Origin of the sequence: Deinococcus marmoris (genome assembly GCF_001949125.1) — a bacterium.
Taxonomy (GTDB): Bacteria; Deinococcota; Deinococci; order Deinococcales; family Deinococcaceae; genus Deinococcus; species Deinococcus marmoris_A.
The window spans coordinates 1-24,615 of sequence record NZ_MSTI01000156.1 but is presented as its reverse complement, the minus strand read 5'-3'; the positions used below and the strand labels follow the sequence as shown (position 1 = coordinate 24,615).

Here is a 24,615-nt window from a genome sequence, read left to right as displayed (position 1 = left end):
TTTTTCACCTATGTAAATCGATTCAGTTGAAGCCTATGATGGGGCAAACACTGTCTTCACCCCCACAGGAGGCTCCATGTCCCGTCCCACGGCTGATTCTTCTTCCCAGTACACCCCCGCCCTGATCGTCCGTCAGGCGTCACCGCCCAATCTGGAAACTCCGTTTTACGCGCTGGACGGGCGGATAACGCCCCAGCCCTCCCACTATGTTCGCAGCCATTTTCCGGTGCCGCCCCTGGACGCGCAGACATGGCGCTTAGAGGTGGGCGGCGGGGTGGATTCTGTCCTGTCGCTGTCGCTGGAAGAGTTGCGGGCCATGCCGTCCCACACGCTGAGCGCCACGATGGAATGCGCGGGCAACGGGCGGGTCTACCTGTCGCCCCGCATGCCCGGCGTGCAATGGGATCTGGGCGCGGTGGGGACTGCCGAGTGGACCGGGGTGCGCCTGCGCGACGTGCTGGAGCGGGCCGGGATTCAGGACGGGGCATTGGAAGTCATTCTGGAGGGGGCCGATAAAGGAACCCTGACCGATCCGGGCCGCACCCCCGGCGAGATTCGCTACGCCCGCAGCGCGCCGCTGGCAAAGGCTCAGGACGACGTGCTGCTGGCCTACGCCATGAACGGGCAACCGCTGACGCCGGACCACGGCTTTCCGCTGCGGGCCGTGGTGCCGGGTTGGTACGGAATGGCCGCCGTGAAATGGCTGAGCAAGCTGCATGTGACGGACACACCGTACCAGGGTTTCTTTCAGACCATTGATTACAGCTACTGGCAACAGCGGGACGGCCTCTCGCCCCAGATGATTCCCATGACCACCATGCAGGTCAAGGCACAAATCGCCCGCCCCGCCCCACATGGCAGCGTAACGGCGGAAAGTGTTTTTGAGATCATGGGTGCAGCCTGGACGGGTGAGGGCGAGGTCACGAAGGTAGAGGTCAGCACCGATGGCGGCGAAGCCTGGGCCGATGCGAAGTTTCTGGACCCTGCCGAACCGCACATCTGGCGCAGGTGGCGCTTTGACTGGCATACGCCCAAGCAGCCCGGACGCGTCACGCTGATGGCCCGCGCCACCGACTCGGCAGGCCGCACGCAGACGCCGGGCCACGACGCCGGACGGGGCGGGTACATGGTCAACTTCCCGCTGCCGATCACGGTTTATGTCAAGGCCCAGGAGTCATGACCACGCCGGGACGCGTGATCCCTGAAACTGAACTGGCGGGTCTGGCTGCTGAACTGGAGGGCGCGGAGCAAAGCGGCGTTCAAATCTCCCCGCTCTCTGAGCGCTTTCCTGGCATGACCTTCGCGGACGCTTACGCCGTACAACGCGCCTGGGTCAGCCTCAAGCTGGATGCAGGTGGGCGGGTACGCGGCCACAAGATCGGGCTGACTTCGCGGGCCATGCAAATCGCCTCGCAGATCACCGAGCCGGATTACGGAACCTTGCTGAACAGCATGTTCTACGAGCCGAACGGCGACATTCCACTGTCCGATTTCGTTGCGCCCAAAGTGGAGGTGGAGCTGGCGTTTCTCCTCAAGGACGATCTGCGTGGCCCAGGGGTAACCCTGTTCGACGTGCTGCGCGCCACCGAGTACGTGACCCCCGCCGCCGAGATCATTGACGCACGCATCCAGCGGGTCAGTGCCGCCACGGGCAAGCCGCGCCGGGTGTTTGACACCATCAGCGATAACGCGGCCAACGCCGGGATCATTGTCGGCGGCAACGCGGTCAGGCCAGACGCCCTGGACCTGCGCTGGGCGGCGGCGCTGTGTATCCGCAACGGCGTGATCGAGGAAACGGGAGTGGCGGCGGGCGTGCTGGGGCATCCAGCGCAGGGCATCGCGTGGCTGGCGAACCGTCTGGCCCCGCATGGCGAGGATCTGAAGGCCGGAGAACTGGTGCTGGCCGGATCATTCACGCGCCCGGTGGATATCGCTTCGGGCGACGTGTTTACCTTTGATTACGGACCGTTAGGCACTTTCTCGTGCCGTTTTGCCGGTCAGGCGCGTGGCGTGGCACATGGCTGAGAATACTTTCAAGATCGCCCTTGAACGCGGCGACACCCTTTACGGTTTGTGGCTGGCGCTGGCCGATTCCTACAGCGCCGAGGTCTGCGCCGGGGCAGGCTTCGACTGGCTGCTGATCGATAGCGAACACGCGCCCAATGACCTCCGCAGCACGTTGGCGGGCTTGCAGGCACTGGCCGCGTACCCGGCGGTGGCCCCGCTGGTGCGTCCGCCCGTGGGCGATGCGTTGGGCATCAAGCGGCTATTAGATATCGGCGCTCGCAACATCCTGATCCCGATGGTGGAAAGCGCTGAACAGGCGCGCGAACTGGTCTCCGCCACCCGCTATCCGCCGCGCGGCGTGCGTGGTGTGGGCGCGTCGTTGGCCCGTGCCAGCGGCTTCGGGCGGGACGCCGATTATCTGCGACACGCAGATCATGGCGTCTGCCTGATGCTCCAGATCGAATCTGTCGCCGGACTGGCGGCGCTGGACGAAATTGCGGCGGTGGACGGTGTGGACGGTGTCTTCATCGGTCCGGCAGATCTGGCAGCCTCGTTCGGGCAACTGGGAAATCCCGGTCACGCGAATGTTCAGAACGCCATCAGGGACGCGGCGACGCGAATCCGGGGGACGGGGAAGGCGGCGGGCATCCTCTCCACGGATGAAGCGCAGGCCCACACCTATCTGGAATGGGGCTACACTTTCGTCGCTGTGGGAACGGACGTGACGCTGCTTTCCCGCGCCAGTACGGCATTGGCGACGCGTTTCAAGAAGAGTTGAAAGTTGCTCGTCACGTGACGAGCAACTTTTGCCCACGGTTGTCCCGGCCCGTGTCCACTACCCTGCGGCCATGATCGTCGCCTTCGTCAACCCACAACCCACCCTCTACACCACAGACCCCACTGCCGAACAGGAACGCACGGCGGCGGGTCTTTCCGTGCTGCTCCAGCAGGCCGAACTGATTCCCGTGACCGGGCTGGACGAGGCCGAACTGCTGTCGGTTCCGGCGGCCTTCACCTCCTGGCAGATCCTGCGGCACGGCGCGGTGGTGATCGGCCCGGACGGGCTGGAGGACCCTGCGTGGCGGCGGTTGACGCTGGAAACGCAGCGCCTGCGCGCGGACGGACTGAGGCTGGCCCACACGGCGGCCACACACATCAGCCAGTTGGGGCAACTGGGGCTGGAGGTCACGCTGGAAGAGCATTCCGGTCTGCCGCTGCTGGCACGGCTGTCTCACCCGCACGGGCTGGAACTGGCCCTGCTTCAGGCCGAACGTGAATTGCACGAGTGGCTGGACGGCGGACCCTTTCAGGCGGATTTCCGCCTTCTCAAGCAGGGTGAGGGCCTGACCCTGCTGCCACGCGAACTGACCCCTGAAAGTGCCGTGAATTATGTGCTGGGCCAGTTGCCCGCCGAGGTGACCCTGACCCTGGGAGTCAGCGCGCAGGAGGGCGACGCCGCCTTTCTGGCGCTGTGCGATTACGCCATGATTCCCGGCGAGAGTGAGTGGCTCAGCCGGGCCGAGATCGCTGAGGACGAGGACTGAAGTTTGGAGAGCCGGGCGTGACTTGACCATCTGCCCATCCGAACTGGCATCTTCAGACCATCTGCGGGCCAGTCAGGCTCTAGAGTGCCCCGTGACCCAGAAGCCTGTGCCCCAGAAGGACGAGATGACCCCTAGAACTGGCGTCCAGCCCTCTCCCCGCATCCACGATCTGGGGCTGCTCAGTGACCGCCGCAGCGCCGCGCTGGTCACGTCCCTGGGCGAGGTGGTCTGGTACTGTCCCGGACGCTTCGATGCGCCCTCGTTGCTTGCGCGTCTGCTGGATGAGGCGTGCGGCGGCTCGTGGGCCATCCAGCTAGCAGGCGCGGTGCAGAGCGGACGCCGCTACCTGGGTGACGGTGGCCATCTGGAAACGGTCCTGCGTTCCGGGGGTGGGGAGCTGACCATCACCGATTTCATGCCCTTCGGTGAGGGGTTGCCGCGTGGCATCTGCCGGGTTTTCTCAAGTGCCGCACAGGCTTACCGGCTGGTCCTGAATGCCGCCCCCGACTATGCCCGCCGCGCCGTGACCCTGGAGCAGCAGGGCGAGGCGGTGCGGATTGACGGGCAGCACTGGCTGTACGCCTCACATCTGCCCCGCATCACGGGGGACTCGGTGGTGGTGGAGGTGCCGCAGGACGAGGCGGCCTGGGCCTTTCTGAGCGATGAACGGCTGGAGTCGCCCGACTGGGAAACCGTGACGCGCTGGCGCGAGAAGTCGCTGCTGAGCTGGCAGGAACTGACCACCCACGCCACCTATCACGGCCCCTATGAGGAGGCCGCGCGGGCCTCGCTGCGGGCGCTGCGGCTGCTGACCGATCACGCGGGCAACGCGACCATCGCGGCCCCCACCACCAGCCTGCCAGAAGTGCCAGGCGGTCAGAAGAACTGGGATTACCGCTACGTCTGGCTGCGCGACGCGGGCATGGTGGTCAGCGCCCTGACACGGGCCAGGGGCGACGGTCAGGAAGGCCGGGCCTTTCTGGAATTCATCTGCGCCCGGGCAACGCCGCAGAACGGCCTTCCCGTGCCGCCCTTCATGACGGTGGACGGCGGCCAGCCACCCGAGGAAACACAATTGGACCTGAGCGGGTACGAGAACAGCCGCCCGGTGCAGATCGGCAACGGGGCGCGCGGGCAGTTGCAACTGGACGCCTACGGCAACGTGCTGCTGGCCGCCAAGCTGATCTACGAGCGCTTTGACGTGCGCGATAGCGAAGGGACCCGTGAACACTGGGGGGTGGTGGAGCGGTTCGCCGAATTTCTGGCGAACCACTGGCAGGACGATGATTACGGCATCTGGGAGGAGCGCACCAAGCGGCCCTACGTGGCGGGCAAGGTGCTGGCCGCCGTGGCGCTGGAATACATCGCCGAACACAGCGAGGAACCCGCACAGGCCGCGCGCTGGAAGGCGGCGGCGGCGGCGGCGCGGCAGTGGGTCATGACTCACGCTCTGAACGCCGAGGGCGCGTACGCCTACGTGGCCGGAGAAGAGGGTGTGGACGTGACGGCGGCCCTGTATCCGGTGTGGGGCTTCTGCGCCCCCGACTCGCCAGAGATGCTGGCGACGGTGGCCGTACTGGAACGCGAGTCCTGTCAGGATCACCTGTACTGGCGTTTTCTGGCCGATGACCGGACGCATGAGGAAGGCGCGTTTCTGGCCGGGACACTGTGGGTGGCCCAGTACTGGGTGATGCGCGATCCGGCGCGGGCACGCGTGATCCTGGACGCGGTGCTGGCCTACGGGGGCGATCTGGGCTTGCTGCCCGAGATGGCCGATCCCCGGACCCGCCAGCCCCTGGGCAATGTGCCGCAAACCTTTGTCCATGCCGCGCTGATCGGTCTGGTGGTGGATCTGGCCGAGGCCGAGGCTGCCAGGACTGCATCTGCTGGAACTGCATCTGCCGGGTCCACATCCTGACGCGCTACCCTGGGCCGTGCGAACCGTTGATCTGCTGAGGCTGGCTGGCCTGGGACTGCTGCGCCGCCCAGTGCGAACCGTCCTGACAGCGCTGGGACTGGCAGTGGCGCTGGGCGGCATGCTCATTTTTCTGTCGCTGGGCGAGGGCCTGCGGGATGTGTTCGCCGCTGAACTGGGCACAGTGGGACCGGACCTTCAGGTGGCGAGTACGCGGGCAGGGGAGACCCTCCTGCCGCACATGGACATGAATCCGGCAGTGGTAGAAACTCTGAAAAAGCTGTCTCCTACGCTGGGTATCACGGCCCTGACCCCGGTGGCCGCCACCATCCGGCAGTCGCTGGACCCGGCCCAGAGCGCGGTGTTCTATGGTCTGCCCGCTGACAGTGGCATCGACGCCATGTTCACGGGTGTGCGGCCAGCCCAGGGCCGCCTGCTGGATCCGGGCGACGCGGGAAAGAATGTGGCCGTGCTGGGGGCCAAGGCCGCGCAGAATCTGGGACTGGGGCTGGGCGACCCCCTGGAGCTGACCCGGCGGGGGAGTGCGCGGGTGGTCGGCATCCTCCAGCCGGAAAGCGCGCTGACCGACACCTTCGCTTTCCTGCCGATCGAAGCCGTGCAGCGCGCCTTCGGCGTGGGGAACAACCTCTCGCTGGTGGCGCTGCGCCTGAAGAATCCTGCCGACGCGGACCGGGTGGCCGCCGCGCTGGCAAAGCAACCACAGGTGGGTGGGCTGGGCCTGAAGATCAGCACCCGCGCGGACGTGGTGGGCAATATCGGCAAAGTGCTGAACAGCGCTGACATCCTGAGCGTCTGCCTGTCGGCCATCGCCCTGATCGTGGGCGGGCTGGCCGTGGTCAATACCGTGCTGATGGGCGTCTACGAGCGCACCCGCGAATTCGGCACCCTGCGGGCCATCGGGGCGCGGCCCGCTTTCGTGCGGCGGCTGGTGCTGAGCGAAACCGTGTTGCTGTCGGTACTTGGGGGTGTGATGGGGCTGGGACTGGCGGGTCTGGGCGTGCGCGGCATCAATGTCTACACCCAGAATCTGGCGGGTTTCAATGGCGCGGCCCTGACCCCACGCCTGATCCTGGTGGGTCTGGGCGTGGCGCTGGCGCTGGGCCTGCTGGCCGGACTGTGGCCTGCCCGCAGCGCCGGACGCGTGACCGTGGTGGACGCGCTGGGACGGCTCTAGGGCGTGCTGCTCGTCCCGGCGAAGCTCGGCGGCGCAGCGCTGGCGGTGGCGCTGGCCGCCTGGGGGCTGGGCCGCGCCGTCGGAGTTCACACCCTGCTCTTCGCGCTGGGGGTACAGGTCCTGTTGATGTGGTGGGCGTTGTACCTGCTGGCCTTGACCAGGCCGGTGCTACGCGGCCCATTTTTTACCGTCGGCGGCTGGGAAGTGCCTCTCTACAGGAGGCTGGGAGCGCCCGTCTTTGCGAATATTCTCAGATGGGTGGGCTGGGAACGCCTGCGCCGGGGTGCGCGCGGCTTCGGCGGCACGCGCGCATCCCTGGCGCGCCTGGATCACGCCACCCGCGAGGCGGAATACAGCCACCTGCTGCTGGCGCTGATCTGTCTGGGTCTCGCCGTGGGCGCGCTGCGATTACGCGCTGCCGATACCGCCGGATGGCTGCTGCTGACCACCATCCCCACCCACCTCTACCCGGTCATGTTGCAACGAAGCCTGCGCTGGCGGTTGCAGCAGTTGGAAATCAGAGGCTGATTGTCCGTTTCACCGCCCGCCCTGTCCGCGCCAACTGTTCCACCAGCGTCGCGGCCTCGTTCGGCGCGTCGTGCAGGCGCATCTCGGCTCCCAGCGTCTGCGCCCGCTGCCGCTGGGAGCTGTCGCCCAGCAGGCCCAGCACCGCCCGGCGAATGCGCTCGGGCGTGGGGCGGGCCGTTCGTAAATTCAGGCCTACCCCCGCGTACGCCACGCGGCCCGCCACCTCCGTCTTGTCCTCGCTGCCGCCCGCCACCACCACCGGGACACCGTGCGCTAGCGCCGACTGCACGCCGCCGTAGCCACCATTGGTCACGTACACCGAGACGTGTGGCAGCAGCGCCGCGAAAGGAACGAAGGCCGCTGCACGGGCGTTGGCAGGCAGGCTGTCCAGACCACCCGCGCCCGCCGCGATGACCAGCACGTCCTCATTTTCCAGCGCCTTCAGGGTGGGCAGGATCAGCTCACGCGGATCGGTGGCGAGGGTGCCCTGGGTCACCAGCACCACTGGGCGTTTTGCTTCCAGAACGTCCGGCCACCACGCGGGCAGGTTCATCTGCGCCGGAACAGGCGGCGTGATTGGACCGATGAAATGCAGGGTGCGCGGCAGATCGCTTTGTGGGTACTCGAAGCCGGGGACGGTGGGCTGAAGCATCAGGTGGGGCGAGGGCGGCAGGGCGAAGGGCCGGGGCCGCACGCCCATGCGCCCGCAGGCTGCCGCCAAATCGTGCGACGCCGCGCCAAAGACGATCTGCTGCGTCAGCCAGTGCAGGGCGCGGTTTCTGATCCGGCCTGCGGGCGTGGCAGAAGGAGGTAGCCCCAGCCCGAACGGCGCGGTGTCGCGGCTCTGGATGCCCAGCGGCAAGACGCCCAGCAGCGCGCAGGGTGGCCCACCCACCTCTGCGTGCAGCAGCGCCGCCACCAGCGTCTGATCGGCCAGCACGGCGTCGGCGGGCCAGTCCCGCTGAATCTGCCGCAGATCGTGCATGTTGCCCTCTATCCCGCCCACGAAGATCTGTTGCACGTCGTATTGCAACTGCCGCAGACCGCGCCGCAGATTGCGCTGAGGGAAAGTGGCCCCGAAATCGGCATCGTCGAAATCGCGGGCGTGGACGAAGGGTAGAAATTCGGCCCCTGCCGCCTCCACCTGTGCCGCGTACCTGCGCCCGGTGTACCAGCGCACGGCATGCCCGCGCCTCGCCAGTTCCCGCACGATGGGCAGCAACGGCAGAACATGCCCGGCGATGGGCTGCGAGGCGATCAGGATGCGGGACAGAGGGGACCTCGCGCACGGATTTGCGCACAGAGAAGCCACCCCGAATCTATGTCCAACATCAATCTGTATCCAATGTGACCATTTTTCACACTCTACAGCCAGCGCATCGTGAACGCTCTGGCCAGCAGCGGCTCGGCAGTGGGGGAGAGGAGAACCTTCTCGATCAGGCGTTCGCGCCAGCGTTGTGCCCTTGCGCCCACTGGACGGCCCACTGCCATATTCAATTCTGCCTGACGGCCCGCGATTCGGGCGGAGCGGAGGCGGGTGCGCCCAAAGTGTCGCCAGTCTGCGCGCCCGCCCGCCAGGGCCTGCTCCAGCAGTGGGGCCAGCGCGGCGGCGTCCAGCCACCCCAGATTCATGCCCTGCCCGCCAATCGGGCTGACCACATGCGCGGCGTCCCCGATCAGCACGGCTCGCCCGCGCACCATCCCTGGCGCACGGTGGCGGCGGACCTCGAAGGCGCTGAGCATCCGGCACTCGGCGGCGGGAACATGCAGGCCAGTGCGCCGGGCAACCATCTCTGTCAGCTCCAGGGCAGAGGCAGCCCCCGAAAGCTGATCTCCGGTGTGGACCACCCAGCGTCGCCCCGGTTCTGACCCGCTTTGCCGTGGCAGCGGGAAGGACTCCACCACGCCGTCTCCCGTCAGCGACACCAGCGCCGTGTGCCCCAGCGGTGTGGTGTCGGGAAAGTCGCCCATCAGGTATTTGTCGGGGTAGAGGTGACCGGGGAAGGGCAGTCCCAGCGCCTCCCGCACGCGGCTGCGCCAGCCATCTGCACCGATGACGTAGCGGGCACGGAGTTCCAGCGGTCTGCCGTTCTGGCGGGCCGTGACATACATGCAGTCCGCCTCTTCCCGAAGTTCCAGCACGTCCACGCCAGGACAGAAAGCGCCGGGCACGAGTTCGGCCAGTCGGCGGCGTAAAACGGCCTCGGTGTCGCGCTGGGGCAACGAGAGGATAAATGGAAACTCCGCTGAGGCCGTCCCGAAGCCCAGTTCTCCCAGCGGCCCCTTCTCGCCCATGACCATGCCGCGCGTGATCGGCAGGCCCTCCGCCAGCAGCGGTTCAGTCAGTCCTACCTCGCGGAAGGCTTCCAGCGCAGGCGGGTGAATACCGATGGCGCGGGAATGCTGCCCTGGAGAGTCTCGCCGTTCCAGCACGCGGAAGCTCAGACCACGTTTTGCCAGCAGAGAGCCTAGGAACAGCCCGACTGGACCGCCTCCGACAATCAGCACGTCCAGCATCGGCTCAGCCACGGCCCGGAGCCTCGTACATCAGCAGGTTGCGGAAGGGAATCAATGTTCTGACTGTCCAGGCCGTCGGGGCCAGCCCTCTTAACTCGGCGGCGGTAAAACTGCGGCGGATGGACAGAAGACCGTCCTCACCAATGAACGATCCCCGGAACAGCGGCGCGATCCCGGCCCGGAAGCCCAGATACGCCAGCGGACTGCGCTGGATGTCGCTATGGACCACCAGACCGGAACCCAGACCAGAACACAGCACCTCACTGTCGGCCAGCAGGGCATCCAGCTCCGGGGCCGTCAGATGGTGCAGCAGGTGGTTGGAGATCACCAGATCAAAACGCTGCCCCTCCTGCACCAGATCACCGCTCATGGCCTGCCGGAAGTGCAGACCGGAAACAGGCGGCTGCGCCCCAGCAAAGGCGACGGCCCGCGCGTCGGCATCGATGGCCGTGATCCGCACGGTAAAACCGTCGCGCGCCGCCCAGCGGGCCAGGGCACGCGGCACGTCACCCCCGCCGCAGCCGATGTCCAGCAGCGTATTCGGGCGCGAGGCCAAGAGCCGGGGGCGCAGGAATTGCCTATAGACCTGCCGCCAGCCCGCCACCAGTCCATTGACTGCGCCAAACTGCGCGTAGGTCTGGTTGAGTTCCTGGAGATCACACTGGGGATCGTCCATGCGTTCGGCCAGTTGGACCTCGCGCATGGAGAAGGAAGCCGGGGAGATCACCGCACCCCGGCCAGTTCGCCCTGCCGCCCTGCCAGCACGGGGTCAGCCTCAGCCGTTCCCACTGCGCCGCTCAGCAGGCCCATTTCCACGGTCAGGCCCGGCCCGAAGGCCATCGCGCAGACACGCTCACCTTCCGGCACGGTCTTCAGCAGATCGCGCAGGATAAACAGGATCGTGGCGCTGCTCATGTTGCCGTACTGCCGCAGAATCTCGCGCGAGGGCCGCATCTGTTCATCGCTCAGCTTCAGACTGCTCTGCACTTTGTCCAGAATGCTGCGCCCGCCGGGGTGGACGGCCCAGTGTTCGACTCCGGCGTGCCGGGCGTCGGCCAGCGCGGGTTCGTGGTCCAGCAGCGGAGACAGCGCACCCTCGATGTGCGCCTCGATAATGGACGGCACGTAGCTGCTCAGCACCATCTCGTAGCCCTGATCACCAATGGTCCAGGCCATCTCTGCCTCGCCCACGCCGGGAGGAGTCAGGGTGGTCTCGAAGTGGTCCATCCGCAATGCACGCTGCCCGGCTGCCAGGGGCCGGGCGCTGACCAGTGCGGCGGCGCAGCCATCCGCGAACACCGAGGCGGCGATGATGGTGTCGGGGTCCGGTGCGGCGCGCATGTGCAGGGTACACAGCTCGGCGCTGACCACCAGCACGGCGGCATCGGGGTCCGCCTGACAGAACGCCTTGGCCATCTTCAGCGCGGGAAAGGCCGCGTAGCAGCCCATAAAGCCGACATGGTAGCGGCCCACGTCCCCGCCCAGCCCCAGCGCCCGCACGATGGCGTAATCCGGCCCCGGCGCAAAAAAGCCCGTACAGGACACCGTGATGACGTGGGTGATGTCGGCGGCCTCGAAGGGGCTGTCTTCCAGCACCTTGCGGGCGGCCTCCACATACAGCCTGGTGGCTTCCTGCGCGTAGACGATGTTGCGCTGCCCGGTGGTGGGCGTGAGCATGCGTTCAGTGGCCGGATCGTAGAACAGCCCCGCCTCGCCGTCCGTATCGGCAAATTCCCTGACCACGCTGTAGCGCTGATCGATTCCCGAGGCGTTGAAGGCGGCCCCGGTCAGCCGTTTGGCCAGGCGGTCCAGTTCCGGCTGCGCCTTGATCACGTCCCGGATGACCGACTGGGGGTAGGCGGTCTCGGGCAGCGCCAGAGCGATGTTATGAAGGTAGACGGGCATGGCCCAGCCTAGAGGTTGAAGCTGACCCTGAGTGGGGGAATTGCACAAGGATTGAGCAACAGTAAGGGCATATTCGGGACATCCGCCCCCAGAAGTGATCGAGCGGTGGAAAATACCGTCACTATCGATCTGTACAGGCATTGACCTGCACAGTCTGAGCCTCGGCTTTGGGCAGAAGACTTCCAGTCCATCCACCACCTCTGTCTGCCAGGATTCGCACGCCTGGACGGCAAGCAGGTTCCCATCTGTCAGATACGCTGGTGGGGAAGAGGAGGGACACAACCTTCCAGAACTTTGAGACCAGAAGGCAGTCCCGGATCAGAGGTAAAATCTGGCCGTGAATACTTCCCCGCTGCCCTTCCTTCCGAGCGCCCCCCACCTTGGCTAGAGGCTTGCAGCTTCAGGCGCTGGCTGGGCTGCCACGCAACGCCCGTAACGCCATTCTGATGGAGCCGCTGTGGGGCGTCTTCGGTGTGGTGGTGCTGTATTACGCGCCGCTGTACATGAGCAGCGTGGGCCTATCCAGCACGCAGATCGGACTGCTCGGCTCGATGACATTGGCACTGTCGTTTCTGTTTCAGGCGGTGGCCGCACCGATCACCAACCGCGTGGGCCGCAAACGCACCACCTTGATCGGCGACCTGATCTCGTGGACGGTGCCCATGTTCGTGTGGGCCTTCGCCCAGTCGTTTGCTGCTTTTGCCCTGGCTGCCGTGCTGGCCGCCAGCGGGCGCATCGTGACGGTCTCGTGGAGCCTGCTGCTGATCGAGGACGTCGAGGAATGGCAACGGGCGCGCGTCTTCGGCATCATCAACCTGATCGTGACGGTCTGCGGCCTGCTGACGCCGCTGGTGGGGCTGGTGATCGCGCAGCATGGCGTGACGGCCACCATGCGCGGCTTTTACATCCTGGGCGGCGTCGGCATGACCGTCATGTTCCTGTGGCGCAACGCGATCACCGATGAAACCCGCAGCGGCGTGGCCGCAATGGCGCAGCACCGCGAACTGGGCCTGAGCCAGAGCGTGCGCCACACCCTGGGACTGGTGGCGGGCATGCGCGGTCATCCCGGCCTGATGGGCATCACCATCTTCTACCTGCTGACTGTGTTCATCGAGCAGCTCAGCCTGTTTCAGATTCTCTTCCTTCAACAGACGCTGAATTTCAGTGCCCAGACGCTGTCCTTCGTGCCGTTCGTGGCCGCCTTCGTGACCCTGCTGCTCTACGGCGTGGCCCTGCCCCGGCTCTCAAGGCTGCCGCTGGGCCGCACGCTGATGGTGGTCCGCGCGCTGGGGCTGATCGGCGCGGTGGCGCTGTTGTTTGTTCCGGCAGGAAACACAGCGGCCATGCTGGCGGCAGTGGGCCTGCTGGGCGGCGTGACCTTCCTGACGCTGACCTACCGCGACGCTGCCCTGTTCAGCCGCCTGCCACAGAACGGCACGGCTGATCTGTTTTCGGCAGTGCAGACCCTGACTCTGCTGTGCGCCATTCCAGCGGCGGGTCTGGCCGGGGCATTGTTTGCCGCCTCACCGCGCAGCCTGTTCGTGCTGATCGCCGCGCTGTGTGCTGTGCTGCTGCTGCTGGCCGTCTGGCTGGCCCGGCGGGAGGAGAGGCCGCAAGCGACGGGGGCCTGACCAATGGTTCGGACGCGGTAACTACTCAGCGCGAGAAGTCGGGCGTCAGGATGTCACCGCGAAAGACACTGACGAGGCCCTGCCAAACATTCATGGCCTGCTTGCGAAGTGTAGAGACATAGCTACGAATCCGGCAGAATGCCGCTCCGCCCACCAGGGAACGAAAGCCACCGGACACTTTGCGTTTGATGCAAAACATCCGGATATCCCGCTCTGCCTGATTATTGTCAAAGGGGACATCCTCATGCTCAAGAAACAGAAGCACCGCATTCCGGTGCTTCTGACACCGTAGGGCCAAATTTCGGCCCTTCGTTTGCCTGGGTTTCCCTGGGCGACCTGACGCTGGGGGCGCAGCCGAATTGGCCTCCAGTCCTTCCAACAACAAGGCATCAAAGCGTTCGTAGAACGCTTCTTTGCCTGCATCGGTCAATGTCGCAGCCTTGTGCTGGTGGTAGACCTCTTGCAATGCAGTGCGCAGTTCACCCGCCCAGCCCTGCCCAAGATGCTCGTCCAGGGCGCGCAATTCCCGCAGCAGGTGGGCATTACACAGGGCATGTTGACCGGGAAGCTGGAAATACGTGTTCCAGGCGTCGTGAACTTGAGGCGCCCTCAAACTGGGTGAGCACACCCATCGCTGAGATAGCCGCATAGCCCCGACGTTCATGCTGGCCGTACAGTGTGAATTCGGCGTTGCTGACGGAATGCAGCCAGGCCAATCTGCCGTTCACCTTGCTGCCCGTTTCATCCGCATGCAGCGTGTTCTGTGCAGTGAGCGCCGTCTTCAGTTGCTCTTCAAAGCCCTCGAGTCGCCGGGATGCCAGGTACAGATTGAGCATGATGGTGCCGCCCGATGGACGCGCTCCACAGAGCGCATCCATCACCTCTGCGGTGCGCCCTCTGTGGTACGGCGTGCATCACGTTCAGATACGTGGTCATGGCGTGGAAGCGCGGCCCATATTGGACCTGACCGGGAACATCTGCGGGAAAAGCGGCCTGTTCACGGTGATGGCAGTGTGGACAGACTTTGACCTCGGCCTGATATTCCGTGACGTGGAGCTGCACTTCCGGCAGGTCATGGACTTGACGGGCCAGAAGATCACTGACGGCCACCGTGTCCCAGGACTGCCCACAGCCACATCGCCCAGTGATCGGGAGCGTCCTGATTTCATCAGGATGCTCACTCATCTTCAGAGTTTTGCCCACATGGCCGTGTTATCCGCCAGAAGAGCGGTTGCTCTTCTGGCGCTCACTCTTTGGCACCCACGGTTTGTCCTTGCTGGGCGGTTGGCTCGATGTTTGGCTTGTGGCGGCCAGGCGAGCTTCGAGAGTCGCTAATCGCAGCTCAAGCTTTTCAAGGCGAGCTTGAAGAATGAGGCAATTGGGACAGGCGGCGTCTTTGATGCACTTACTCTACTCACTTCCGCACTGCAAGTCCCCCTGCTGAGCAGTTACCGGACGCTTTTGGCTACGCTCTGGTGACAATAGTTGGAAAGTGGTTGTGGGCGGCCATGCCAGCTTCCTCCTCCAACCTCTCGCGGTACGAGCCATACCCATCCCTACAATTGGGAAGCAGCTAAAAATCTCGTGTTGATCGCGTGATCATCCCTCAAATTTGGCAACTGTTCGAACCATTGCTGATACGGATTCCACTCCTTTCATACGGATTCCGTTTGTTTCGTGTACAAATCGGGATAGCGCCGATTCCTGCACGAAATAGACGGCGTCCGTATCAGTTCTGCCAGTGGCTGTGGCGAGCGGTTAAACGCAGGCATGGGGACGCCAGCAGCCAGACCACCGAGCGGCCTGTCAGATCCTCTGCAGAAAGTTCCCGTTATCAGCACTGGACTGACAGCCCGCTCAGGCCGTCGCGCCGCGCACGTTCAATTCGATGCGGTAGAGGCTGGTACTGGCAGCCATGAAGAGGGTGGAACCGTCCGGCCCTCCGAAGGTCAGGTTGCCGATGGCCTCCGGCACATTGATCTCGCCAAGGCGGGTGCCATCCGGCGCGAAGACCTGCACGCCGCTGCCGCTGCTGGTCCAGACATTGCCGTGAACGTCCACCCGGAAACCGTCGGGAAAGCCCGGCGAGACCTCAGCAAACAGGCGGGCATTCGTCGCCTGACCGTCCACCATGTCGTGGGCCATGATGTGGTGGTGCCGCTCGGGCCAGTAGGTTTCAGCGGGGTGGGTGCCCGCCGTATCGCCCACGTATAGCACCGATTCGTCCGGGCTAAAGGCCAGTCCATTGGGACAGATCATCCCTCTTACCACCACCCGAATATCTCCAGTTTCCGGGTCAAAGCGGTAGACCTCCTGCCCCGGCTGCTCCTGTGTGCCGCCGTAGCCTTCATGCGGCTGGATTAGCCCGTAGGGCGGATCGGTAAACCAGATGCTGCCGTCACGCGCCACCACCACGTCGTTGGGACTGTTGAGGTGCTTGCCCTGGTATTCATTCACCAGCACCTTCCAGTTCCCGTCATATTCCTGCCGGACGATGGCCCGCTCACCATGCGAGCAGCCGACGATGCGGCCTTCGTGGTCCAGTGTGTGGCCGTTCTGGAAGTGCGAGGGGTTCAGGTACTCCTGCACGCCCCGGCCCTCCTGCCAGACCAGCAGACGGTTGCCGGGAATATCGCTCCAGACCAGACGGCCATCCCGCAGACAGACCGGCCCCTCGCCCCAGGTGGCCCCGGTCCACAGCCGCTCCAACGTGGCTCCCTCTCTCAGCAGTGGCCGCAGGCGCTCATCGGCCAGCTCGATTCTCGTTTCGGGTGCGTCCAAGATCAGTCCTCCCCTTCTTCAAGCTCCAGAATGACCTGCTGATCCTGTGCCTCCAGACTCACGCTCACCGCCCGCCTACTGCCGCCTCCAGGCATGGAGCGGTGGCTGACCCCCGTCGGCACGCTCAGCGCCGAACCGGCTGGAAGCTTCACTGCGCGTCCGTCCCTGAACTCCACCACCAGCACGCCTTCAAGGACCAGAAATGTTTCAGGCGTGTTGGGATGGTGGTGCCAGGGGCCGGGAGCAGTGGTGACGGTCAGGCGGGCACGGTGACCGGCACCCACCATAAACACGTGGTTGTACGGCCCCTGCGCTACCTCTGCCGCCAGCGCCAGCAGGTCAATCGGCGTCAGATCGGCGTGGGGGCCGCCCACCTTACTTGCCCCAGATCTTGCGGTACTGATCGCGGTAGCCGTTCTGCGGATCGAAGCTGTCCTTGTCGCCGCCGTCGTAAGCGACATTGGCCTTGGTCACAATATGCACCGGAATGCTGAAGCCGCTGGGTTTCTGGCCCGCGAAGGCCCGGTTCAGTTCGTCCACCAGTTGCCAGCCCTGCAAATTGATCGGTTCTGGGATGGTGGCGTCCTGATACTGCCCGGTGCGGACGCGCTGGTAGGCGCTCTGGCTGCCGTCGCCTGCCGAGATGTTGGAAAGCTGCCCGGTGGGCTTGATGCCAGCAGCGGTCAGGGCAGGCAGCATGCCGTCAAAGTACAGGTCGTTGATGCCCAGCGAGTAGGTCCATTTCGCGCCGTACTTTTGCAGCAGGCTGGCCGTCACGGTAGACATGTCCTTGGTGGCGCTGCCCAGCGACTGCACGCGAGTTTCCAGCACGGTGCAGCCCTTGCACGACTTGATGATCTTGGCCATCGCGTCGCTCTTGGCCAGGGCAATGGCGTAGGCGCTGTCGGTGAAAATGACCACCCCCGCCTTGCCGCCCGACTGCGCGATGGCGTAGTACGCGGCGGCCTCGGCGGTGGCGGTGGCCGAGGTGGTGACGTTGGTGAACACTTTGGGCGAGGCAATCGGCCCGGCGGCGGCCCCGGCGTGCCACCCGGCCACCACGATGCCCGCCTTGTTGGCCTGTTCCAGCAGATCGGCCTGCTCGGCGGCGTCGAAGCCGCCGAGGATGATGGCTGCGGGTTTAAGGGCAATCGCTTGCCCCAGCGCGTCGGCGTGTCCCGACACCGTGCCGCGTCCGTCGAGCACCCGCACCGTCCAGCCGATGGCCTTGCCCGCTTCCTGCACGCCCGCGCCGACGCCCTGCGCGCCGCCGTTGCGCTGATCGCTGGAGACGTAGACGATGGATTTACCAGTTTGCGCTTTGGGGCCAGTGGTGGGACCCGTCCATTTGTTGGCCCTCGCGGCGGCGGTGGCGACAAACGCCTTGGCCTTGGTCAGCACCGGGTCACTGCTCTGGGCGTGGGCGGTGAGGGGTAGGGTGAGGGTGATCAGGGCGCTGAGCATGACGGTCTTCTTCATGGTTGTTCTCCTTTGCCGGGTAAGCCGGACTCGGTGGGTGGTGGCGCTGAGACGGAGACGGCTGAAACCACGGGTGGCAGGCGTTTAACTGCGCTGCGCTTGCGGCCTGCGAAGCCCGCCAGCCCGATGGCGACCAGCAGCGTGACGCCGTTGAACATCGGCTCTACCCAGAAGGCCCCGCCGAGCTGTTGCAGGCCCGAGATGCCGACGGCCAGAATCACGATGCCGACGATGGTGCCCCAGACGTTGACCCGTCCAGGCTTGATGGTGGTGGACCCCAGGAAGGCAGCGACCAATGCGGGCAGCAGGTAATCCAGACCCACTCCGATCTGCCCGATGCGCAGCTTGGACGCCAGAATGACGCCCGCCAGCGCGGTGATCACGCCGCTGGCGACGAAGGCCAGAATGATGTACTTGCGGGTACTGATGCCGTTGAGCCGCGCCGCCTCGGGGTTGGCCCCCACCGCGTAGAGGTAGCGGCCCAGCGGCGTGTGGTCCAGCGCCAGCCACATGACGATGCTCAGGCCCAGCACGTACAGCGCGGGCAGTGGAATGCCGAACAGTGAGCCGCCTCCAAGCTGGAAGAAGCTGGTGGGCAGCGTCCCGATCACCTGCTGGCCGTTGGTGTACCACAGCGCCACGGCGTAGACGACGGTGCCGGTGCCCAGCGTGGCGATGAAGGCGTCAATCTGGGCCAGCTCAACCAGCAGAGCGTTGATAACCCCCAGCACCGCGCCCAGCAGCACCACGATCACGATCACCAGCGGCCAGGGCAGGTGGTTCTGGGTCTGGAGGCTGATGCCCAGAATCTCAAACAGCACCACCCCGTAGCCCACCGAGATGTCGATCTTCCCCGCCACCATCGGAATCATGACGGCCAGTGCCAGCAGCGCAGTCACTGCCTGGTTACTCATGATCAGCCGGGCATTCGTCCAGGTGGGGAAGGTTTCGGGCAGCAACAGGCTGAACAGCACGATCAGGATCAGCGTCAGCAGCACCACGCCGTAACTGGGCACGATACGCGCGAGCCGCTTGACGGTTCCCAGGACGCCACGTTCCTGCACGTCGCTGAGATCGGGTTCCAGGGCGTTACTTTTAAGAGACTGCATGACCTCTCCCTCCTTGCTGGGGCGGCGGCGGACCCAGGGCGGCCCCACCAGCGGCCCACAGGTTGAGCTGTTCCAGGGTCAGGTCAGCGCCTGACAGCTCGCGCACCACCTGTCCCCGGTCAAAGACCAGCGCCCGGTGCGCCACGCCGGCAATTTCCTCGAAGTCGGTGGAGACCAGCAGCACGCATAAGCCGCGTTCCAGCGCCCCAGCCAGTAGCGCGTAGATGTCGGCCTTGCTGCCCACGTCCACCCCCAGCGTCGGCTCTTCCAGGATCAGCAACTTCCCACCGAATTCCAGCCAGCGGCCCATCACGACTTTCTGCTGATTGCCTCCCGATAGGGTTTCCACCGGGGCTTCGGGGTCACTGGGGCGCACCCCATAGCGCGTCACCCAGTCCAGGGCGCGGGGGCGCTCGGTGGCCGCCGAGAGCCGCTGGGTCAGCGAGACGCCCTGTACGGCGGGGTTCATAAAGAAGTTCTCGCGCACGCTCAGCGGCAGGGCCAGCGACTCCTCGCGGCGGTTGGCACTGACAAAGCCGATGCCGCCCTGCATGGCTGCGCCAGGACTGTGGGTGTCGGTGGGCTGGTCACCCAGCCTGACCTCGCCGCTGTGCGGCACCAGGCCGAACAGGGCGCGGCCCACCTCCACCTGCCCGGCACCCTTGAGGCCAGTGATGCCCAGCACCTCGCCCGGCTGAATACTGAAGGTCACGGGCTGATCGCCTTCTGGAATCAGGGCGCGCACCGCCAGTTGCGGCGGACCGGCAGCGGGTGTGGCGGCGCGCGGGTAAAGCTGTTCCAGCTTGCGGCCCACGATCTGCGTGACCAGAGATTCGGGGGTGGTATCGCGGGTCAGGCCCTCGCCCACCAGTTGCCCGTCGCGCAGCACCGCCACCCGGTCTGAAATGCGGAACACCTCGTCTAAGCGGTGCGAGACGTAGATCATGCCCACGCCGTCGCCGCGCAGCCGCCGCAGAACCCCGAACAGTTTCTCCACGTCGTCGGCGGGCAGGCTGCTGGTCGGCTCGTCTAAGACCAGCACCTCGGCCTGCACCGCCAGCGCCCGCGCAATCGCCACCAGCGCCCGTTCGGTGCGGCTGAGCGACTTGATGCGGGCATCGGGGCGGATGCCGCCGCCCACCCGCTCCAGCGCGGCCTCTGCGTTGCGGCGGGCCGCTCCCCAGTCGACCAGCAGGCCACGCCGGGGAAATTTCATGCCGAACGACAGATTCTCGGTGACGGTCATCCAGTCCACGAGGCCCAGATCCTGATGGATAAAGGCGATAGGCGGGGCCGCGCCGTAACTGCCCAGCGGCTGCCCACGAAACAGAATCTCGCCGCCAGAGGGGGTATAGACGCCCGCGAGCATCTTGATGATGGTGGACTTACCTGCCCCGTTCTGGCCCAGCAGCGCCAGCACCTCGCCGCCATTCAGGCTGAGCGTTACGTCGTCCACCGCCCGCGTCGCCCCGAAAATCTTGGTCAGGCCGCGCAGTTCCAGCAGGGGCGGTGTGGGCAGAGACGGGGCCGTCATGCGCCCGCCCCATCCATCAGCAGCGTGTCCGGCACAAGCGAGACCTTGACGGCCCGCTCACGGTCGGCGGCCAGCTCGAAGGCGGCCTGGGCCTGAGAGAGCGGAAAACTGGCACTCAGAATCGGCGTCACGTCGATGCGCCCCGACGCCAGCAACTCGGCGGCCCAGCCGAACTCGCGGTGAAAGCGGAAGCTGCCGGTGATGGTGATTTCGCGGGAGATCAGCGGATTGAGCGGCGCGGCAGTCAGGCCGCTGGGCAGCATGCCCACCTGCACCAGCCGCCCGCCGGGCCGCAAGGCTCCCAGCGCCGAGGTCAGGCCCGCCGGACTGCCCGACGCCTCGAAGGCCACATCGAACGGTTCATCCAGCACCTCGCTGCGGATATTGACCGTGCGGGTTGCGCCCATTTGCACCGCCACCCGCAGCGGCGCGTCCTGAAGGTCGGTCACGGTAATCTCGGTGGCCCCCGCCAGCCGCGCCGAAGCCGCCAGCAACACCCCGATGGGGCCAGCGCCCACGATCAGCACCCGCATTCCCAGCAGCGGCCCGGCCTGCGCGGCAGCATGCAGCGTGACGGCCAGCGGCTCGGCACAGGCCGCCACCCGGTAATCCATCTCGGGCGGCACGATTTCGCATTGATCCTGCCGCGCCACGAACAGCTCGGCAAACGCGCCCTGCACGTGCGGAAAGCGGGCCGCGCTACCAAAAAAGCGCATGTTGGGGCAGAGGTTGCTGTGGCCCGACAGACATTGGTCACAGTGCAGACAGGGCCGCGAGGGGTTGACCGCGACATGATCGCCCACCTTCACCCGCGTGACCTCGCCCCCCAGCGCCACCACCTCACCGGCCACCTCATGTCCCAGCGTCATCGGCTCGCGCAGCTTGAAGTCGCCGACGCCGCCATGCGCGAAGTAGTGCAAATCCGAGCCGCAGATGCCGCCCGCGCCCAGCCGCACCAGCACCTCGTCCGGGGCAAACTTCGGCTCCGGCACGTCCTGAAGGCGTAAATCGTGGGCTTCGTGAATCCGCAGCGCTTTCATTTTGCCTCCGGCAGCTTGACGGGCGTGGGCAGCGGCTCGCCCGCAAAGAAGGCTTCGAGGTTGTCCAGCACCAGTTCGCCCATCTCGCGGCGCGATTCGCGGGTGCCGCTGGCGGCATGCGGGGCCAGCACCACGTTGTCCAGCTCCAGCAGCGCGGGCGGCACCTTTGGCTCGTGGGCGAACACGTCCAGCCCCGCGCCGCCGAGCTGCCCGCTTTGCAGGGCCGACACCAGCGCGTCCTCGTCCACGATGCTGCCGCGTGAAATGTTGATCAGGATGCCGCCCTTGCCCAGCGCCGCCAGCACGTCGCTATTGATCATCTTGCGGGTGCTGTCGCCGCCCGCCGCCGCCACGATCAGCACGTCCACTTCACGGGCGAGACTGAGGACATCCGGGGAAAAGGCATAGGGCTGCCCTGCCAGCTCCGCGCGGTCGGTGTAGGCCACGTCCATCTCCAGCGCCGAGAGCCGCCGCGCCAGGGCCTGCCCCACCCGCCCCAGCCCCACGATGCCCGCCCGCTTGCCGCCCAGCCGGGTGGTGAGCGCCATCTCGCCGCTGCCTGCCCATTGCCCGGAGCGCACGTACCCATCGCCGTAAACCACCTGCCGGGCCACCGCCAGCAGCAGTGCCAGCCCCTGATCGGCCACATCATTGGTCAGCACGTCGGGCGTCGAACTGACCCTGATGCCGCGCCGCGCCGACTCCCGCAGGTCGATGGCGTCCAGACCGACGCCGTAGATCGCCACCATTTCCAGCGCGGGCAGGGCCGCCATAACTTCGGCTTTGAGGCCCACGCCGCCGTTGGTGGCCACACCCTGGATGCCCGCGCCGTGGGCCACGAGGTAGGCGGAGGCGTCAGGCTGTTCCCACAGCCGGTGGGTGCGGTAGTCCCGTTCTAATGCTTCCATCACGAAGGGCATCATCGGGGCGATGATCAACAGTTCCGGGCGCGTATCGGGTTGGTCAGTGGTCATGACATCTCCTGTGGCTCAGCAGTCGTTCGGCGCTGCACGATTTCAAAGCCCATATCTATCGGCGGCGGGTTGTTCAACGTCCCGCCCAGTCGTGCGAGTAGCAATTCGGCGGCCCGGCGGCCCATCTCGTGCCGGGCGATACGGACAGTGGTCAGTGCAGGGTTGAGGTGAGAGGCGATCTCCTCGTCGGAAAACCCCATGATCGCCAGATCGTCTGGCACGCGGATGCCGAGCCGCTGACACTCGAACAGCGCTCCGGCGGCCAGCTCGTCGTTGGCGAAGAACACCGCGTCCACTTCAGGAAAATCGCGCCGCAGGCTCAGCAGCAGCTCGCGCCCCACCGCCAGGCTGCTGGGTTGATCGCTGCGCCCGATCAGGTGGGGAGGCAACTTCAGTTGTGCCAGCCCGGTCTGGAAACCCTGAATACGTCTGACACTGCGGGGATCGAGGGTGGTCAGCGTACCTGCGTATGCAATCTGGCGGTAACCGCAGCGGGCCAGATAGGTTGCCGCCGCCTCACCGACGCGGGTATGTGAAAAGCCGATGTTGAGATCGAGAGCCTGACCGGTTTCGCCTTCCACCGCCAGATCCATGATCTCTACCACTGGCACGCCTGACGCCCGCAGCAGGCGACTGGTGCGCTCTGTGTGGTCCAGTCCAGACAGCACCACCGCGCTGGGTCGCCAGCCGAGAAAAGCCTCCACCAGTTGCTCTTCCCTGGCAGGGCTGTACTCGGTGGACCCCAGCATCAGTTGATAGCCCGCGTCCGGCAGCCGCTCCTGCAAGCCTTCCAGAATTTGTACGTAGACGCTGTGATGCAAAGTGGGAACCAGCACTGGCAGGACCAGTCCCGTGCCGCTTGCCAGCCCGCCAGCGGCCCGGTCCGGAATGTAATTCAGGGCGTCGGCGGCGTGCAGAACGCGCACACGCAACTCGGCGGACACCATTTCTGGCCGGTTGAGGGCACGGCTCGCGGTCATGCTGGCCACGCCCGCCTGCCGCGCCACGTCAGCAATCGTCACGCGCTGGCGCTTGCGGCCCGTCAATGATTTTTCAGATGCGTCGACTTTGCTCACGGCGGACTGACTCCCTTCACTGAAAACAAAAAGTGTACAGGCGGTTCCTGGGAGAACCGAGCTTGATGCGCTGCTGAAGCGAATAAAAGCCGCCAGCAGAAATGGGATTTGCGTATTTGACATTTGGATGTTAGCGTTATCAAAAGCAGATTTCAAGTCCCCACTGGAGGCCAGATGAAGAAGCGAGTAATCAGGTTTTATGCCGTGCAGGAGAAGTCGTGACCCACTTTGACCTGACCGGACGCCGCGCCCTGGTGACGGGTTCCAGCTCAGGTATTGGCCTGGAGTTGGCGCGGGGACTCTCACAGCACGGCGCGGCAGTGATCTTGAATGGCCGCGACGAGGGCAAGCTGGCAGCGGCGACAGCCCAACTCGGCAGCGAGGGCCTGAGCGTGGATTCCGCACACTTTGACGTGACCGACAAGGCCGCCGTTCAGGTGGGCGTGGCAGCGCTTCTGGAAGGCGGTCCGATTGACATTCTGATTAACAACGCGGGGATCCAGCGCCGGGTGCCGTTGCTGGAGGTGTCGTTGGAAACCTGGGACGAGGTGCTGCGAACCAACCTCACCTCTGCACTGCTGGTCTCGCAGGCCCTTGCCCCACAAATGATTGAGTGCGGTGGCGGCAAGATCATCTGCACCCTGTCGCTGATGAGCGAGTTGGGGCGGCGCACCACTGGCCCGTATACGGCGGCCAAGGGCGGTCTCAAAATGCTGGTTAAGGCCATGTGCGCCGAGTGGGCCGAGCACAATATCCAGATCAATGGAATTGGTCCAGGCTACTTTGCCACTGAGATGACGGCCCCGCTGGTTCAGGACGAGCAGTTCAGCAGCTGGGTCAGGGGCCGCACTCCCGCTGGACGCTGGGGTGATCCAGCAGAACTAGTTGGCGCGGCAGTCTTTCTGTCTTCCCGCGCCTCCAACTTCGTCAACGGTCAGGTGATCTATGTGGACGGGGGGATGTCGGCGGTCTTGTGATGTGATCCCATGACGACATCGCTGGTCCCTCTGCCCGGTGCGCCGTTGGCCTAGCGACAAGAACATTCACATTGATATGCACAAATGGCCAGGCTGTTCAAAACAGTAGGGCTACGCGAAACTTACAAATGGGTTAGCAAGTTGCTGACGCATGTACTCGTCGAGGAGGCCAAATTTCAGTGCGTATATCGTCTTCTTTGCCTCTCGCGCAGCTTGGGCCAATCGAATCCAGACCAGCATCGCTATGCCAACATGATTGCGCTGAGATCGTCCTAGACGGCACTGACAGCCTTCAATCCCTGTGATCTGCTTCAGTTCGCGGTGAAAGACCAGGGCAGCCCAGCGGACGACGAGCGTCTGGCGCACGTCGTCCGCAGTCTGTAAAGCTGGGTCGTTGGTCACG

21 protein-coding genes and 2 pseudogenes are annotated in these 24,615 nt (G+C 65.3%); 9 read left to right on the top strand and 14 right to left on the bottom strand.

What is annotated here, in order from left to right; all coding sequences use genetic code 11:
• Positions 1–76: 76 nt before the first annotated feature.
• From BOO71_RS22425 to BOO71_RS22395, 7 genes are all read left to right on the top strand, one after another.
• Positions 77–1,180, top strand: coding sequence for a sulfite oxidase (locus BOO71_RS22425; RefSeq protein WP_075836264.1), 1,104 nt, complete (start codon positions 77–79; stop codon positions 1,178–1,180).
• Entirely contained in the window at positions 1,177–2,025 is an 849-nt protein-coding gene (gene hpaH, locus BOO71_RS22420) for a 2-oxo-hept-4-ene-1,7-dioate hydratase (RefSeq protein ID WP_075836262.1), read from the top strand. Before BOO71_RS22425 ends, hpaH begins: the two co-directional genes overlap by 4 nt.
• Positions 2,018–2,785 (top strand): aldolase/citrate lyase family protein, encoded by a 768-nt coding sequence (locus tag BOO71_RS22415; RefSeq protein ID WP_075836260.1) that lies wholly within the window; start codon positions 2,018–2,020, stop codon positions 2,783–2,785. The genes hpaH and BOO71_RS22415 overlap by 8 nt, the downstream gene beginning before the upstream one ends.
• 70 nt (positions 2,786–2,855) lie before the next feature.
• Positions 2,856–3,551 (top strand): hypothetical protein, encoded by a 696-nt coding sequence (locus tag BOO71_RS22410; protein WP_075836258.1) that lies wholly within the window; start codon positions 2,856–2,858, stop codon positions 3,549–3,551.
• A gap of 91 nt (positions 3,552–3,642) precedes the next feature.
• Entirely contained in the window at positions 3,643–5,469 is a 1,827-nt protein-coding gene (locus BOO71_RS22405) for a glycoside hydrolase family 15 protein (protein ID WP_254843268.1), read from the top strand.
• Between the two features lie 16 nt (positions 5,470–5,485).
• Positions 5,486–6,661 (top strand): ABC transporter permease, encoded by a 1,176-nt coding sequence (locus BOO71_RS22400; RefSeq protein ID WP_075836256.1) that lies wholly within the window; start codon positions 5,486–5,488, stop codon positions 6,659–6,661.
• Positions 6,662–6,664: 3 nt separating this feature from the next.
• Positions 6,665–7,189, top strand: a complete 525-nt coding sequence (locus BOO71_RS22395) for a hypothetical protein (protein ID WP_075836254.1) — start codon at positions 6,665–6,667, stop codon at positions 7,187–7,189.
• Here BOO71_RS22395 and BOO71_RS22390 read toward each other — a convergent pair.
• From BOO71_RS22390 to BOO71_RS22375, 4 genes are read right to left on the bottom strand one after another with little or no spacing between them, the layout of a single operon-like run.
• The gene (locus tag BOO71_RS22390; RefSeq protein WP_254843267.1) at positions 7,179–8,501 is read right to left on the bottom strand and encodes a glycosyltransferase; all 1,323 of its coding nucleotides are present in this window, start codon (positions 8,499–8,501) and stop codon (positions 7,179–7,181) included. The two genes, BOO71_RS22395 and BOO71_RS22390, sit on opposite strands and share 11 nt — an antisense overlap.
• Positions 8,502–8,554: 53 nt before the next feature.
• Entirely contained in the window at positions 8,555–9,718 is a 1,164-nt protein-coding gene (locus BOO71_RS22385) for an FAD-dependent oxidoreductase (RefSeq protein ID WP_254843266.1), read from the bottom strand.
• The gene (locus tag BOO71_RS22380; protein WP_075836328.1) at positions 9,711–10,409 is read right to left on the bottom strand and encodes a class I SAM-dependent methyltransferase; all 699 of its coding nucleotides are present in this window, start codon (positions 10,407–10,409) and stop codon (positions 9,711–9,713) included. Before BOO71_RS22380 ends, BOO71_RS22385 begins: the two co-directional genes overlap by 8 nt.
• A 20-nt stretch (positions 10,410–10,429) precedes the next feature.
• Positions 10,430–11,611, bottom strand: a complete 1,182-nt coding sequence (locus tag BOO71_RS22375) for a type III polyketide synthase (protein WP_075836250.1) — start codon at positions 11,609–11,611, stop codon at positions 10,430–10,432.
• Between the two features lie 392 nt (positions 11,612–12,003).
• On the opposite strand from BOO71_RS22375, the gene BOO71_RS22370 reads away from it, so the two are divergent.
• Positions 12,004–13,242 (top strand): MFS transporter, encoded by a 1,239-nt coding sequence (locus tag BOO71_RS22370; protein WP_254843265.1) that lies wholly within the window; start codon positions 12,004–12,006, stop codon positions 13,240–13,242.
• Positions 13,243–13,267: 25 nt separating this feature from the next.
• Here the strand turns inward: BOO71_RS22370 and tnpC are convergent.
• The 9 genes and pseudogenes from tnpC to BOO71_RS22325 all read right to left on the bottom strand — a co-directional run bounded on the left by tnpC (position 13,268) and on the right by BOO71_RS22325 (position 23,235).
• Positions 13,268–14,613 (bottom strand): annotated as a pseudogene (tnpC, locus tag BOO71_RS22365) (IS66 family transposase).
• Between the two features lie 486 nt (positions 14,614–15,099).
• Positions 15,100–16,023 (bottom strand): SMP-30/gluconolactonase/LRE family protein, encoded by a 924-nt coding sequence (locus BOO71_RS22360; protein WP_139323126.1) that lies wholly within the window; start codon positions 16,021–16,023, stop codon positions 15,100–15,102.
• 2 nt (positions 16,024–16,025) lie between these two features.
• Positions 16,026–16,397 (bottom strand): cupin domain-containing protein, encoded by a 372-nt coding sequence (locus BOO71_RS22355; RefSeq protein ID WP_075836246.1) that lies wholly within the window; start codon positions 16,395–16,397, stop codon positions 16,026–16,028.
• Between the two features lies 1 nt (position 16,398).
• Positions 16,399–17,502 (bottom strand): substrate-binding domain-containing protein, encoded by a 1,104-nt coding sequence (locus BOO71_RS22350; RefSeq protein WP_075836244.1) that lies wholly within the window; start codon positions 17,500–17,502, stop codon positions 16,399–16,401.
• Positions 17,499–18,611, bottom strand: coding sequence for an ABC transporter permease (locus BOO71_RS22345; protein ID WP_075836242.1), 1,113 nt, complete (start codon positions 18,609–18,611; stop codon positions 17,499–17,501). Before BOO71_RS22345 ends, BOO71_RS22350 begins: the two co-directional genes overlap by 4 nt.
• The gene (locus BOO71_RS22340) at positions 18,598–20,145 is read right to left on the bottom strand and encodes a sugar ABC transporter ATP-binding protein (RefSeq protein ID WP_075836240.1); all 1,548 of its coding nucleotides are present in this window, start codon (positions 20,143–20,145) and stop codon (positions 18,598–18,600) included. The genes BOO71_RS22345 and BOO71_RS22340 overlap by 14 nt, the downstream gene beginning before the upstream one ends.
• Positions 20,142–21,185, bottom strand: a complete 1,044-nt coding sequence (locus BOO71_RS22335) for an L-idonate 5-dehydrogenase (protein ID WP_075836238.1) — start codon at positions 21,183–21,185, stop codon at positions 20,142–20,144. Before BOO71_RS22335 ends, BOO71_RS22340 begins: the two co-directional genes overlap by 4 nt.
• Positions 21,182–22,159 carry a 2-hydroxyacid dehydrogenase gene (locus BOO71_RS22330; protein ID WP_075836236.1) on the bottom strand — a complete coding sequence of 326 codons (978 nt, stop codon included), beginning with the start codon at positions 22,157–22,159 and terminating at the stop codon, positions 21,182–21,184. Before BOO71_RS22330 ends, BOO71_RS22335 begins: the two co-directional genes overlap by 4 nt.
• Positions 22,156–23,235 carry a LacI family DNA-binding transcriptional regulator gene (locus tag BOO71_RS22325; RefSeq protein WP_254843264.1) on the bottom strand — a complete coding sequence of 360 codons (1,080 nt, stop codon included), beginning with the start codon at positions 23,233–23,235 and terminating at the stop codon, positions 22,156–22,158. Before BOO71_RS22325 ends, BOO71_RS22330 begins: the two co-directional genes overlap by 4 nt.
• Positions 23,236–23,453: 218 nt before the next feature.
• On the opposite strand from BOO71_RS22325, the gene BOO71_RS22320 reads away from it, so the two are divergent.
• Positions 23,454–24,212 (top strand): SDR family oxidoreductase, encoded by a 759-nt coding sequence (locus BOO71_RS22320; RefSeq protein ID WP_075836234.1) that lies wholly within the window; start codon positions 23,454–23,456, stop codon positions 24,210–24,212.
• 111 nt (positions 24,213–24,323) lie between these two features.
• Here BOO71_RS22320 and BOO71_RS28070 read toward each other — a convergent pair.
• A pseudogene (locus BOO71_RS28070) lies at positions 24,324–24,615 on the bottom strand (IS701-like element ISPlag1 family transposase); the annotation flags it as partial.

What these genes read in the sequence shown, in the direction of transcription:
- BOO71_RS22425 (WP_075836264.1), top strand. Translation starts at nt 77, where the DNA reads ATGTCCCGTCCCACGGCTGATTCTTCTTCCCAGTACACCCCCGCCCTG.
- hpaH (WP_075836262.1), top strand. Translation starts at nt 1,177, where the DNA reads ATGACCACGCCGGGACGCGTGATCCCTGAAACTGAACTGGCGGGTCTG.
- BOO71_RS22415 (WP_075836260.1), top strand. Translation starts at nt 2,018, where the DNA reads ATGGCTGAGAATACTTTCAAGATCGCCCTTGAACGCGGCGACACCCTT.
- BOO71_RS22410 (WP_075836258.1), top strand. Translation starts at nt 2,856, where the DNA reads ATGATCGTCGCCTTCGTCAACCCACAACCCACCCTCTACACCACAGAC.
- BOO71_RS22380 (WP_075836328.1), bottom strand. Translation starts at nt 10,409, where the DNA reads ATGCGCGAGGTCCAACTGGCCGAACGCATGGACGATCCCCAGTGTGAT.
- BOO71_RS22375 (WP_075836250.1), bottom strand. Translation starts at nt 11,611, where the DNA reads ATGCCCGTCTACCTTCATAACATCGCTCTGGCGCTGCCCGAGACCGCC.
- BOO71_RS22350 (WP_075836244.1), bottom strand. Translation starts at nt 17,502, where the DNA reads ATGAAGAAGACCGTCATGCTCAGCGCCCTGATCACCCTCACCCTACCC.
- BOO71_RS22345 (WP_075836242.1), bottom strand. Translation starts at nt 18,611, where the DNA reads ATGCAGTCTCTTAAAAGTAACGCCCTGGAACCCGATCTCAGCGACGTG.
- BOO71_RS22340 (WP_075836240.1), bottom strand. Translation starts at nt 20,145, where the DNA reads ATGACGGCCCCGTCTCTGCCCACACCGCCCCTGCTGGAACTGCGCGGC.
- BOO71_RS22335 (WP_075836238.1), bottom strand. Translation starts at nt 21,185, where the DNA reads ATGAAAGCGCTGCGGATTCACGAAGCCCACGATTTACGCCTTCAGGAC.
- BOO71_RS22330 (WP_075836236.1), bottom strand. Translation starts at nt 22,159, where the DNA reads ATGACCACTGACCAACCCGATACGCGCCCGGAACTGTTGATCATCGCC.